At 38.6% G+C, this 13166-nt stretch carries 10 protein-coding genes and 1 pseudogene; 6 read left to right on the top strand and 5 right to left on the bottom strand.

All coding sequences use genetic code 11. The features are described 5' to 3' along the window. Position 1 precedes the first annotated feature (1 nt). Positions 2 to 1363, bottom strand: coding sequence for a YncE family protein (locus tag ESZ26_RS17620; protein WP_146800913.1), 1362 nt, complete (start codon positions 1361 to 1363; stop codon positions 2 to 4). A 446-nt stretch (positions 1364 to 1809) separates the two neighbouring features. Here ESZ26_RS17620 and ESZ26_RS17615 point away from each other — a divergent pair, with 446 nt between their 5' ends. After that, entirely contained in the window at positions 1810 to 2328 is a 519-nt protein-coding gene (locus ESZ26_RS17615) for a hypothetical protein (protein ID WP_190278414.1), read from the top strand. Between the two features lie 245 nt (positions 2329 to 2573). Here the strand turns inward: ESZ26_RS17615 and ESZ26_RS17610 are convergent, their stop codons facing one another. Further along, positions 2574 to 3959 (bottom strand): class II fumarate hydratase, encoded by a 1386-nt coding sequence (locus ESZ26_RS17610; protein WP_146800911.1) that lies wholly within the window; start codon positions 3957 to 3959, stop codon positions 2574 to 2576. A 71-nt stretch (positions 3960 to 4030) separates the two neighbouring features. Further along, positions 4031 to 4780 (bottom strand): PRC-barrel domain containing protein, encoded by a 750-nt coding sequence (locus ESZ26_RS17605; protein WP_146800909.1) that lies wholly within the window; start codon positions 4778 to 4780, stop codon positions 4031 to 4033. Between the two features lie 300 nt (positions 4781 to 5080). Here ESZ26_RS17605 and nhaA point away from each other — a divergent pair, with 300 nt between their 5' ends. Then, complete coding sequence (nhaA, locus tag ESZ26_RS17600) at positions 5081 to 6439, top strand: Na+/H+ antiporter NhaA (protein ID WP_146800907.1); 1359 nt, start codon at positions 5081 to 5083, stop codon at positions 6437 to 6439. Between the two features lie 106 nt (positions 6440 to 6545). Here the strand turns inward: nhaA and ESZ26_RS17595 are convergent, their stop codons facing one another. Continuing rightward, positions 6546 to 7745: an acetyltransferase domain-containing protein gene (locus tag ESZ26_RS17595; protein WP_170246413.1), complete on the bottom strand. Its 1200-nt coding sequence runs from the start codon at positions 7743 to 7745 to the stop codon at positions 6546 to 6548. 462 nt (positions 7746 to 8207) lie between these two features. Between ESZ26_RS17595 and ESZ26_RS17590 the strand changes: the two genes are divergently transcribed. The 4 genes and pseudogenes from ESZ26_RS17590 (at position 8208) to ESZ26_RS17575 (ending at position 12597) form a co-directional block, all read left to right on the top strand. Then, positions 8208 to 8897, top strand: coding sequence for a tetratricopeptide repeat protein (locus ESZ26_RS17590; RefSeq protein ID WP_146800903.1), 690 nt, complete (start codon positions 8208 to 8210; stop codon positions 8895 to 8897). A 172-nt stretch (positions 8898 to 9069) separates the two neighbouring features. Continuing rightward, positions 9070 to 9369: pseudogene (locus tag ESZ26_RS17585) on the top strand (efflux RND transporter permease subunit); the annotation flags it as partial. A gap of 118 nt (positions 9370 to 9487) precedes the next feature. Further along, a complete protein-coding gene (locus ESZ26_RS17580; RefSeq protein WP_244947101.1) occupies positions 9488 to 11128 on the top strand; it encodes an acetolactate synthase large subunit in 1641 nt (546 codons plus the stop codon). A gap of 59 nt (positions 11129 to 11187) precedes the next feature. Next, complete coding sequence (locus ESZ26_RS17575) at positions 11188 to 12597, top strand: aldehyde dehydrogenase family protein (RefSeq protein ID WP_146800899.1); 1410 nt, start codon at positions 11188 to 11190, stop codon at positions 12595 to 12597. A 125-nt stretch (positions 12598 to 12722) separates the two neighbouring features. Here the strand turns inward: ESZ26_RS17575 and ESZ26_RS17570 are convergent, their stop codons facing one another. Then, positions 12723 to 13043 (bottom strand): hypothetical protein, encoded by a 321-nt coding sequence (locus tag ESZ26_RS17570; protein ID WP_146800897.1) that lies wholly within the window; start codon positions 13041 to 13043, stop codon positions 12723 to 12725. Positions 13044 to 13166: the final 123 nt, after the last annotated feature.

Here is a 13166-nt window from a genome sequence, read left to right as displayed (position 1 = left end):
GTTAATGATGGTGAGTAAAGCCAGAGCCAAATAATGCCTCAATATTATCGATACCTTTTTGGTATTTTTCTTTAAAGTTTATTTCGCCGAGCCGCTCACCCGTAACAAGGTCATGAACGGTAAGTGAGTGATGGTTTAGTTTAGCGATAAAATCTATGTCGGTCGGGTCATTGTCTTTAACATCACCTAAATTTAAGAGATTATTTTGTACGGCAATGAGCTTGCGTCCGGCAGCTGATTTATAAAATATCATATGGTGTGCGCCACTTTCTGCTTTTATATCTTCACCTGAAGATACTAAATTTGGTAACTGTTTTAGATCATAGCGTTTGACTATACCGGGTACACCATGACTAATAAATAATTCATCTTCATTGCCATAAAACTCTAGTGGTACCGCTGTGCCAGCTGTTGCTCCATCGTATAATTTTTCAGGCGTACTAAATATTTTAGTTTGCTCGTTGTAAGGAATTTTCCATGTTTCAAAACCAAATAAGGTATTTACCAAAATAGCAGGCTCGACACCCTCAACAATACTGGGGCGAACAAAAAGTACTTCGACAGGAGACGAGGGAAAACCTACGGGATTTGCATCTTCAATAACTATGGTTTCTATTGGTTCAAATGTATTTAAGTCGATGATGGTGACTGTATTGCCAACTTCGGAGGCAATGGCGGGGTGCGTTGATGAAGTAACAACCATTCTATCGCCATAGGCTGAAATACCATGTGGGAACATGATATAAGGCTGTCCCTGAGCAACTTGAGATTTTCTTGCTTCAATAATTTTTATCACTTCGTTGGTTTGTGGGTTGAACACGCCAACCGTACCCGTATCAAGTTGAGTTAAATCAGAGCCTCCCATAAAGGTGACAAACATATATAACTCTCCATTAACACTGTGCCACATGATGTCTTCACCGACATTTTGTCCATTAGTGTTAAGGCAGTCAAATTTATTAATTATAGGTTCTGCCATTGCGTTTCTGACCAAGCTAATTTCAGCTAAACTGCACTGGGAGCCTAATCCGGTAGCGTACAAGCGGCCATTAGGGCTGTAATATAGATGATGCATCGGAGCATCAAGCTTGGGTAATGGGTAGTCATAGAGTATCTTGCCGAAATTGGCAGACTCTGGGTCCATTTCTATAATGGCGATGCTATCTGTGGTACCTAATGTTGGTAAACCGCTAAGCAAGACCAGTGCTTGAGTTTCTTCAATGTTAACGGCGCTATTTTTTGTACTCGTTTGTTCAGTATTCACTGCTGTTTTAGTGATAGTTTGAGTCTGGGGTGTTTTGATTGGTTCGTTACAGCCAGTAAATAAAATAATAGCTAATGCAATTAGTAATAATTTACACATGATAATGCCTCTTTAATTATTTGTTTGTATTGTATTTTTGAACAAACTTATAAAAACAGATAAACACTACCTCATACCAGTGACTTCAATAAAACGTATGCCTGTTTTTCTAATAATAACTATGTTCTTGCCAATTCATCATTGTTGTACTGAAACACTACACTACAGTCTATAAGCTTAGTTGAAGTCCGGTATAACTCAAATATTAGTGTTCAAATTTAAAGGAATTACACGATATATTTCAGATAAATATTAAGCTAAATGCCTGTTCATCGGTGACGTTGGATGTGTTGTAAGTATAAGTTTTTTTATATGTTTGATAAAAATTCGATATTAATAATCTAAGTGGATGGATAAGTACTTGTTGAAAATAAATATTTATCGCGAGTACATCACTATAGCGGTAGTATGACAAATTAACTAAAGCGCAGGTAAGGTAACTATATATGTCATCTACAGTAAGACTGATTCTTTCGGCGGGGATCTCATTTTGTTTTTATTTTGCTTGGTCATATTGGGCGAATGGTTTAGTCAGTGAAGATCAGTCATTGGTGTTAAGAACGGCAATTGTGCAAGGAACATTAAGCGGTACGATTACTATTTTATTTACTTTTATATTAGAAAAATCAGTATCGAAATTTGGGCAAAGTTATCTCTCATTAATATTTGTTGTGCCTATCATCTGTACAGTGTTTTCTAAAACGAAACAAAACATCGCCATTTTCAGAACCTTCAGAAGTGCCTTAGACCGCTCGGCTAAATATTTAAGTAATAATGCTATACCAGGTACTTTGTTAGCACCACTTTTGCCTATCGCGATTCAATCGACCATTGCTATTGGCGTTAACCTTATTAATCAGACGCCTAATTTATGGTTGACGGTTGCACCCAGTATAGTCATTACCGCTATTTATGGTTATGTATATACTTTTACTTTACTGAACAAGCCTGCTGAGCCAGCTTAATTGGTTAGCTAGGTTGTTGATAAAGTAGATTCAATTATATTTTTCTGATTAAGTTTTACCTTGATGAGAACCTGATATGTACAATTAACAACATAATGATAATGAGATCGGTATATGGACATTAATAAACTACCAATAAGTAAAATATTTACTGAAGCAATTTTTCTAATCAAAAATAAACCCCATGATTAACCCTGACAGGATCACGAGGGCAATTTATTTTTTATGAGGGCAGAGCTTATCGACTATTCGGTTTCATTAATACCACCAATTAGCCGTTTAGGATCTAAGTGTGCTGTGAGCTCCACCGCACTTATATTGGTCAACTCGATAGCGACATCTATTACGGTTCGTTTTTCTGCGTATGCTTTTTTAGCAATCTCAGCACTTTTTTCATAGCCTATTAACTTGGTTAACGCGGTTGCTAAGATGGGATTTCTTGATAAGTTTTTCTCAATCTCGTCATGATTAACGCTTATCTCTTTGACAACCTTATCAGCAAGTGCGTTAGCGCTTGAGCTCAGTAGTTGAATACTTTGCACTAAAGTATGAGCGATTAAAGGTAACATAGTATTAAGTTGAAAGTTGCCGGATTGTCCTGCCAACGTAATGGTTGTGTCATTGCCGATGACTTGCGTGCAAGCCATTAAGACCGCTTCAGGGATCACAGGGTTCACTTTCCCTGGCATAATGCTGCTACCTTTTTGTAACTCAGGTAATCGTATTTCATTTAATCCATTTAAGGGGCCACTGCTTAGCCAGCGAATATCATTGCTGATTTTACTTAAACTAACGGCGGTGGTTTTAAGAATACCGCTAATGCATACTGCTGTGTCTTGCGCACTAATTGCCCGAAAATAATTATCAGCAGGAGTAAATGTTAAGCCCGTTTTTTCTGTTAGAGTGCGAGTGACCATAGCGGCAAAATTTGGGTGTGTATTAACTCCAGTGCCTACAGCCGTGCCTCCAATGGCAAGCTTGTATAAACTTGGTAAGTTATTTTGTAGCTGGTCATAGGCATAATTCACTTGAGCACTCCAAGCACTTATTTCCTGAGCAAAACTTAATGGCATTGCATCCATTAAATGAGTACGGCCTGTTTTTATAGTGCCATGATGTTCACTGGCTTTGTCGTCTAAGGTGTTACGTAAGTGTTCCAGCGAGGGTAATAACTGTTCAGCGATAAGTTTTGCTGCACTTAAGTGGATACAAGAGGGGATCACATCGTTAGAACTTTGTCCCATATTCACATCATCATTAGGGTGAACGCTTATAGTTTGATTGCTTGTTAACTTAACTAATGAGGCAATCACTTCATTGGCGTTCATATTTGTACTGGTACCCGATCCTGTTTGGAAGACATCAATGGGGAACTGGTTATCGTGAAAACCATCAGCAACTTCTTTGGCAGCTAACTGAATTGCCAAAGACTTATCTGAGTCAAGTAGGCCCAATGCTTGATTCGCTTGAGCAGATGCGCTTTTTATTGTGCCCAGTGCCCAAAGAAAAGCGCGCGGCATTTTCAATTCGCTGATGGTAAAATTAGCCAATGATTTAGCTGTTTCATCACCATATAAACAGGCGGTTTTATGGTTTTTATTAGCGGTGTTTTTGTCGTCTTTTTTTTGCATTTAGTTAGCCTTTTTTAGGTATAACGCACCTTAATCATAGAGTAAGGTCGAACAGAGTCTATTGAATTGGATTATTTATTAAACATTAGTTGAGCGTTAACCTCTTTAAGGTAACCAGCATCATTCAATTTTTCTATCTGGTATTGCGGGCATGATTTGATTTGCTCTAAATCAAGAGTACAGGTAACTGTTTTATCTTGCCAATTTAAAGATGCTAGTTGTTCAGGTGAAATAAGTACTTTTTTACCGCCGGGCAACCAATCACGCGTATCAACAACAAGATAACGCAGTGTCCAATTATAGGTATCCCATATTAAGTCTTTGATATAGCCTTTTTTTCCATCTACAGCATCTATACCATAATGAATGATTTCTTTAGCTGAACGAAGATGATTAGTTGTTTGTGTATCATCAATTTTCTCGCTATCTTTTAGTAAGGTATGTCGGCTGTCCAACGCCATTGGATAGGCATATTCTCCCCATGTTCCGGGTCCAACCCAATAGTATCCGTAGGCATAATAGTCAAAGTAGCTTCTTTCAAATTGGCGAGAAACAGTTTCGTGCTCTTCAATTTGAGGGCTGTTTTTAACCTTATCTCTTGTAATAGATAGATTAAGTAATTGTATTTCTGCATCAAATTCAAGTAATGCGATGGGGCTTATCAAGGTTTTTTTACTTAAAGGCACCCATGGCTTAATATCAACCACTAAAAACCTTATCGTCCAATATCTATCATCAAAATACACATCCTTAATTTGTCCAATATCACCATCTAGCGCATGAATAGTACTATCGCTTAACGCGTTAAAATTAACTAACATTACTTTTTCCTTATTTATAAATTAGATTTAATATGCGTACCTATCAGACTCAATAAATCATTTTTATTATCAGGTGTAGATAGTATTAGAACCCATCAAACTAATTAGACTACTAAGTATACCCATGGTTCACAAATCATAAATATTTATCATTATTAATGAGGTCGTAGTTTTATTCTGTTTTTAAACGATTTTATTTTTGTGGTGTTATAATTATCCATTATAATAATGGATAGTGTACTAATCTAAATCGTAAGGTTTAAAGTCTACATTTAGCGACTATGATCGATGAGGAAGGTTATGATTTATAAAATAAAAGAAGAAAGTAGAGAGCATGCACCTTTAGAACGTGGTTTTTTGAAATTTTCTTTATCTGTGCAATCATTTATTGATAGTCAGATTGTAGCAGGCATCGTACTACTTATCTCAGCAATAGCAGCCATCCTTATGGTTAACTTAGGATGGGAGCAGAGTTATGAAGCGATAAGTGCGCTGAAATTAACCTTGTCTTTGGGGGATTGGCAAATAAGTCACTCTATACATTACTGGGTCAATGACGGCTTAATGGTACTGTTTTTTTTCATTTTAGGTTTAGAGATAAAATATGAATGTTTGGTCGGGGCACTTAGCGATTTAAAAGATGCTTCATTAGTCATCGTTATGGCATTGGGGGGTATGGTACTTCCTGCACTTATTTATATAATCATTATTTGGTCTAGTGGCTCCGAGGCTTATCAAGGATGGGGTGTACCTATGGCAACCGACACCGCATTCGCTATTGGCATTCTTACACTTTTAGGGGCTAAAGCGCCACGTGCAGCCTATATTTTATTGACCGGTTTAGCGATTGTAGATGATATGGGTGCGGTAGCGGTTATTGGTTTTTTCTATACCGAACACATCGATGTTCAGTCACTTCTTTGGGCGAGTCTGACACTATTTGTGATGTTTCTTATAAATATTATTGGCCTAAGAAAACCTATATTTTACTTAACGGCTGGCATTTTTCTGTGGTGGTTTATTCTGCAGTCAGGTGTACATGCAACAACCGCTGGGCTTTTAGCCGCGATGATGGTGCCAACAAGGCCTTATGCTAATAAAGTATGGTTTCGTCGTAAAATGAAAAAGGTCATCAAAGACTTTCAGGAAGTGGACACCCCTGATTCCCCCATCATTGAAAATGAACAACAACATGCGCTTGCTGTTAAAGCCGAAGATATCGCTAAGCAAACTACAGCGCCGATATTACGCTGGGGATATACACTCGATAAACCGGTTAGTCTGATTATTTTACCCTTATTTGCTTTTTTAAATGCGGGGGTAATGTTACCAAGGGGTCTTCCTGACTTTAACGATACAGTCGTGACACTGGCAATTATATTTGCGTTAGTTCTGGGGAAAGGTGTTGGTATAAGTTTTTTTGCGTGGTTAGGTTTAAAATTGGGTGTGGTAAGGCTGCCATCAGGCATAAAAATATCTCATATTATAGGCATAGGTTTCTTGGCTGGGGTCGGTTTTACTATGTCATTGTTTATATCGGCATTAGCATTTCAAGGGCAGTCGGCATTGATTGAACAAGCTAAACTAGGTATTCTTTTTGGCTCTTTAATTGCGGGTATCGTTGGCGCTATTATTTTGTTTTTTGCGGTTGAAAATTGATTAAGCTCAGACAACATTTCTGTTAGGGCCAGGTTCATTTTTTATCGCGTTTTTGGATAAGCCCCTTTAAGCCAAATGTAACAAAAGTCGCGGTTGTATCTGCAGCTCATAAATAGCTTAGCCACCAATTTTTAGCTGTTTTTTTTATTTTGGCAAACCATGCACACAGAGGATAAAGCATTAATAGCACGGCTAACCATACGATGTACACTATCGGTAAACTAAATCCCCAATCTTCTGGGTAGAAAATAAAAGATCCTATCATTTTCTCAGGATTATGACCCAGAACTATACCGGTGAGTGATGCTAGTAAGTGAATGAGGTAAATATGTGCAACATAAAACAGAAACGGTGTGCGCCCGAATATAGTCAGTATCTGAGCGAGTTTTCCTTTACAGTTTTCAGCCAAGGCAAGCAAGATAAAACAGGGGCCTAAAGTCATACATAAAAACAACAACGAAGGTGGATATTTACTGACATTCATAAAATTCATCGTGGTTTGCAGCCATGACTCAGTGTTGCTAATCCAGGCTATGGGCTCACCATAAAGATTAAATAAACGTAATATCATAAAGGTAGTACACAGGCTTATTCCCACTATCAGTAATGACTTTTTACGGATGCCTGGCGCAAGCGAAAATACCCTTGCGGTGCTAAACCCTAATGCCATCACACCAATCCAAGGCAGTAATGGATAGACAAAAAATAGGTGGAGCTTTGCTAGGATAACAGAAGATTGTGCGTGTAAAGCTACCCATAAAGGTGCAACATCAAAACCGCCATTTCCTGGTTTTGGCCAAGTGTTATCCAAAAGGTTATGACCTAATATGATAGTGATACTCATTGCTAATACTAGTTTGACCGGTAAATATTGTAATATCCCTAAAATAATCATTGAAGCACCTATCGCCCAAATAACTTGCATGATAATTAAAGTAGCACCGCCTATTTCAGGAATACCAAAAGGAGAAAAAGTCCAGCCGAAAGAGATAATAACGACCTCAACGAAGATTAACCAAAGCCCGCGTTTTATTAGATGTTGAGCCAAATCATGCTTACTTTTGCGTAATGCCATTAAACCTGCTGAGGTACCGGCTAAAAATATAAAAGTTGGGGCGCAAAAATGGGTGATAAAACGTGTAAAGAATAAATCAAATTCAATTGAGCCGGTTGCCATGGGGTCGTTAGTTGTGCTGGCATAATAAAAAAAATCTCTAACATGATCGATTGCCATTAGCACCACAGCAAAACCGCGAACTAGGTCGATAGCGTCTAGTCGATTGGTACTTTGATCGCTGATGCTCATAAGTTGCCTACTTAGTGGATAGATGTAAATAAACGTCATGTCGCAAAGCCTTATTATAGTGGAGTGTCAGAATTTTACCTGTTACCCCTGCTTAACAACGGTTTGCAATAAGAAATTCAGGTATGGTTGTCTTTAGAGTAATTGGCATGACTGCTTGACTTTAAAGAGGTTATTAAGATTGAGACTAATAATGAATTATCATTACTGATAGACTAACTTAGCTTAATATTACGTTCGGAAAGGTGGTAAAAATTGAGGGTTCGCTAATAAATATTAAATAAACAAGTCGGTAGTCGTCTAAGATGTTCCTAAGCAGACACTCAAATCATCCATAGCAAGTACGCAAAGTTTTTTGATGAAATTAATTTATTAATGGTATTGTTGTAGTCAATTTATTCAGATTTAAACCATGATTTAAATCTGGTTCTGTACAACGTTGTTTAAATTATATAAAGGAATAAGATGATAAACATCAAACTAGTGGGGGCGTTTTTAATTGGCTATTTTTTATTTAATGCCAATGCAGAATCAGCAATAAACTACAGTTATTGCGAGCGAGATTGCAAAATGGAATATAACTTTTTTAAGACATATGCTAGGCAAGGTTCGTCTTTGGCAAACCTATCAATGGCAATAATGAATTATAGAGGTCATGGTCGTGAAATAAATATACCCTTGGCCAACAAGTTACTGATCAGAGCTGCCAGAGATCGTGAGCCCGCCGCAATGTATCAGCTTGCTTATAATATGATGTATGGTTTACACATGGAGCAAGATCTAGAACAAGCACTTGTCTGGTTTAAAAAAACCGAAAGGTTTAATGTTTTAAACACTAAACGTAATGTTAATTTGCTGACGCTTTTTTTAGATGAAGAGCAAGTTGAAAAACGATCCTCAATGAAAGCAGTATTTAGTAAAGTGAGCCAAGCTAAAGAAGATATCTTGTTTAAGCAAGAAAATGATGGAGACATCGAACATATTGCAGTGACTCATCAGTTTTATTGGGATTATATTCTCTACAATGCAGAGCTACAAACATGCACGGTAAATTGTTTATCAATGTCATTCAATACCCTAGTCCCTTTAATTCATGTTGTTAACGAGCAAGCGCTATTAACTGAATTAGAATTAGCCGTTAGCGCTAAAATTTAATAAACAACTAATATGGAAAGGTTATCATATGTTGTTAATGACATCGGATAAAATTTTAAAACTCCTCTATCTCATTAGCAGCCCGTTGGCGACTTTTACGTTTATGTTATTTTCGATGAAGATACCGATTTTTACTGGGTACGTTCAAGAGTCCTTGCGTATTTAAGCCAAGTTGCCCCAAACTTACCCAGTGATGCTCAATGAACACCGCTTAGAAGGTATTGTCACAAAAAAAGATGATGTGCTACAGGCCTTTTTGCATGGCGCTGGGATGTGTGTTGGTCCGGTAATGATGACTGCTGCCGCTATTATTGTTGGTTTACTCCCTATTTTATATGACACAGGTACGGGCTCTGAAGTGATGAGTCGTATTGCTACACCTATGGTTGGCGGTATGTTGAACGCGGTTATTTTAACATTGCTAGTTTTACCAACGCTGTTTTATTTATGGCGGTCGTCATCGATAAAGTAGTGGAGATAAAAATAGCGCCGGTACTTTTAAGTCCCTTTGATGGTAGGGTAGTTGGGTAAAATTTTATAAACTTTTTTGTACAAACTAATGAGGGAAAACTATGAGTGAAAATGACAAAATAAAAGCATCCGATTTATTTGTGCAAGCATTAGTAGCCGAAGGGGTAGATCATATCTTTGCTGTGCCCGGCGAAGAAAACCTTGATATGCTTGAGTCCCTTCGCAAGTCGCCGATAAAATTAGTGTTAACTCGCCATGAACAAGGTGCCGGGTTTATGGCGGCAACTTATGGACGCTTAACTAATAAAGCGGGTGTTTGTATGGCAACACTAGGGCCAGGCGCAACAAATTTGGCAACACCCGCCGCTTATGCTCACTTAGGTGGCATGCCTTTAATTATGATCACCGGACAAAAGCCAATTAAAAAATCTAAGCAAGGCCAGTTCCAAATTATTGATGTGGTTGGCTTGTTTGACCCTATTTGTAAAATGTCTAAACAAATTGTCCATGGTAATACGATTCCCTCATTAGTGCGCGAAGCTTTTCGCCTCAGTGAAGAAGAGCGTCCCGGTGCTGTGTTATTAGAGTTGCCTGAAGATATTGCTGCAGAAGATTGTACGGCTGGGGTCATGACACCTCATAAACGTCACTATGCAGGTCCTAATGATGTGGCACTAGAAGAGGCGGTTACGTTAATAAAGGCGGCTAAAATGCCGTTAATACTTATTGGAGCGGGTGCAAATCGTCAAAATGTTCGAGAGGCGATGTGTGATCTTGTTCATACAACGCGTATTCCCTTTTTTGACACACAAATGGGTAAAGGCGTTGTTGATGAACGCTCAAGTCTCTTTTTAGGCACTGCAGCGTTATCATCGGGTGATTATTTACATTGTGCGATTGAACGTGCAGATTTAATTATTAATATTGGACATGATGTTATTGAAAAACCGCCATTTTTTATGGAACAAGGGGGTAAAAAAGTTATTCATGTTAACTATAAGTCTGCGAAAGTTGATCAAGTTTATTTTCCACAATCAGAAATTATTGGTGATCTCGCGGCGTCTGTGACTGCTTTGAAAAATAAGTTAGCGGGAGAAGTAAAGTTTGATAGAAGCTATTTTGATAAGGTAAAACTCGCCATAGATGAGCATTTGGAAGAAGGAGCTGATGATAATCGCTTTCCGATTATTCCTCAGCGCTTTGTTGCCGACATTCGAAAAGTCATGGGTGAAAAAGATATTATCGCTTTAGATAACGGTATGTACAAACTTTGGTTTGCCCGTAATTATAAAGCTTATCAACCTAATACGGTATTACTCGATAATGCCCTTGCTACAATGGGCGCTGGTTTGCCATCAGGTATGATGGCAGCAATGTTAAACCCTGACCGACGCGTGATGGCAATATGCGGCGATGGCGGTTTTATGATGAACTCACAAGAACTCGAAACAGCAATTCGTCTAGGTTTGAACCTAGTGATCACAGTATTAAACGATAACTCTTATGGAATGATCCGCTGGAAGCAAGCCAGCTCTGGCTTTGCAGATTGGGGCTTGGAATTTAATAACCCTGATTTTGTTAAATACGCAGAAAGTTACGGCGCAACCGGGCACCGAGTTACTTCTGCTGAAGATATCATTGCTACCTATGAAAAAGCATTCTCAACGGGAGGTGTTCATCTTGTTGAACTACCCGTTGATTACTCTGAGAATCAAAAGGTATTGATTGATGAATTGGCAGCAAAGGTTTGTTTAATATAAACCTTTTATTTTAATATCGCTTGTCAGCAAGCATTTTTTAACTTAATAAAGAGCAGATTATGGCCGACTTAGACAAAAATAATACCGCTGAAACACTCGATGTGGTTAACCCTTATGACCAAACTTACGTAGGGTCAGTTCCAACGGTAACGTGGGATAAAATTGATGAATATTTAGAGACTGCCCAGCAACTCTTCAAAGATCGTAAACAATGGCTCCCTGCCTTTAAGCGGATAAGTATTCTGAAAAAAGCGGCGGTGTTAATCTCACAACGAGCTGATGAATTAGCGTTACTTATCGCAAGTGAAGGTGGCAAACCACTGGTCGACGCTCGTGTCGAAGTGGCTAGAGCTATTGATGGTGTCGAGCTTTGTGCAAAAGAAATATCGGCATTAACGGGTAAACAAATACCGATGGATTTAACTGAAGCCGGAGCGGGGCGAATTGCCTTTACCAGTAAAGAGCCTATTGGAGTTGTGGTTGCTGTTTCAGCATTTAATCACCCATTAAATTTAATTGTTCATCAAGTGGCTCCAGCGATAGCTGCTGGTTGTCCGGTGTTAGTTAAGCCGGCTCGAGATACACCATTATCTTGTCAGGTGTTCGTTGATATTATGCACGAAGCAGGGCTACCACCTCAGTGGTGTCGGTTTATCACCTGTGAGACCTCAACGTGTGAAAGAATGATCACCGATCCTCGCGTCGCCTTTTTTAGTTTTATTGGTTCAGCCAAAATTGGTTGGATGTTACGCTCTAAATTAGCGCCAGGAACACGTTGTGCATTAGAGCATGGCGGTGTTGCCCCGGTTATTATCGAAGAAAGTGCCGATATTGCAGCAATGATGCCGAGTTTGCTCAAAGGTGGTTTTTATCATTCGGGGCAAGTATGTGTTTCTGTACAACGTATTTTTGCGCCTCGCGATAAAGCTGAAGCTATTGCAAAAATGCTAGCTGCTGGCGCTGAAAAGCTTGTTGTCGGTAACGCTATTGATGAAACAACCGAATGTGGGCCATTAATTCGTCCCAAAGAAGTCGACCGTGTTGAAGAGTGGGTTAATGAAGCGGTAGCTGCGGGCGCAACACTTGTTACCGGCGGTAAACGCTTGGGTGATACAACCTATGCGCCAACCGTGCTGCTTGAACCACCAGTCGATGCAAAAGTTTCAAAGATGGAAGTTTTTGGTCCAGTAATTTGTGTCTACGGCTACGATGATATTGACCAAGCTATTGCTCAGGCTAATTCGTTAGATTATGCTTTTCAGGCGTCGGTGTTTACCAAAAATCTTGATGTCGCGATGAAAGCGATTCAGGAATTAGACGCTACAGCTGTAATGGTCAACGACCATACTGCTTTTCGGGTTGATTGGATGCCTTTTGCTGGGCGTAAACACTCAGGATATAATACCGGAGGCATAGCTTACACTATGCATGATATGTCTCAGGATAAGATGGCCGTTATTAAGCTCTAATACAGTAAGCTCTACTACAGTGAAATAAAGAGTCTTTATAAAATAAAAAGCGCCTTTAGTTGTTACTAAAGACGCTTTTTTATTCACTTTATACGCATTTTTTAGGTGCTTAGTCATCAAATATCTTACATCGATAAATCTTCACGTAATATGTAAATGTTGTAAGAAATCTCATCAAAGTGTGATGACCATCTTTGCAGTACTTTTTTAGCTTTTTTGGGACTATCTAAATGTTTTGCTAGTAACTTACTAAACTTAATTTCCGGTGGCGCCATAGCTCCATAATTCATGTAAGGAATAGCCAGACTCATTTCGAGCGTGCCATTTACTCTGTCATACCATAACCAATTATATGGCCAATTTTCTTTTTTAGCCGCATCACTGATGATTTTCTTATCTTTTTCTAAAGCTTCGCCATGTCCTAATTTCAGCTTATAAGTATTCATAGGTTGGATCTTAAGGAATAAAACAATTGAAAACATGCTCTGAATTTGATCTGATAGTAATCGCCAAACCACTATCTATCCCAAAAGCAGAGCATGAATAAACATAATACTGAGTTAAACAAA

This window comes from Colwellia hornerae, assembly GCF_007954355.1.
In the GTDB taxonomy this organism is placed as follows: Bacteria; Pseudomonadota; Gammaproteobacteria; order Enterobacterales; family Alteromonadaceae; genus Colwellia_A; species Colwellia_A hornerae.
This window is presented reverse-complemented; position numbering and strand designations above follow the sequence as displayed.

Coding starts and splice junctions, on each gene's coding strand:
- ESZ26_RS17615 (WP_190278414.1), top strand. CDS start 1,810: ATGTCATCTACAGTAAGACTGATTCTTTCGGCGGGGATCTCATTTTGT.
- ESZ26_RS17570 (WP_146800897.1), bottom strand. CDS start 13,043: ATGAATACTTATAAGCTGAAATTAGGACATGGCGAAGCTTTAGAAAAA.
- ESZ26_RS17595 (WP_170246413.1), bottom strand. CDS start 7,745: ATGAGCATCAGCGATCAAAGTACCAATCGACTAGACGCTATCGACCTA.
- ESZ26_RS17575 (WP_146800899.1), top strand. CDS start 11,188: ATGGCCGACTTAGACAAAAATAATACCGCTGAAACACTCGATGTGGTT.
- ESZ26_RS17610 (WP_146800911.1), bottom strand. CDS start 3,959: ATGCAAAAAAAAGACGACAAAAACACCGCTAATAAAAACCATAAAACC.
- ESZ26_RS17590 (WP_146800903.1), top strand. CDS start 8,208: ATGATAAACATCAAACTAGTGGGGGCGTTTTTAATTGGCTATTTTTTA.
- nhaA (WP_146800907.1), top strand. CDS start 5,081: ATGATTTATAAAATAAAAGAAGAAAGTAGAGAGCATGCACCTTTAGAA.
- ESZ26_RS17620 (WP_146800913.1), bottom strand. CDS start 1,363: ATGTGTAAATTATTACTAATTGCATTAGCTATTATTTTATTTACTGGC.
- ESZ26_RS17605 (WP_146800909.1), bottom strand. CDS start 4,780: ATGTTAGTTAATTTTAACGCGTTAAGCGATAGTACTATTCATGCGCTA.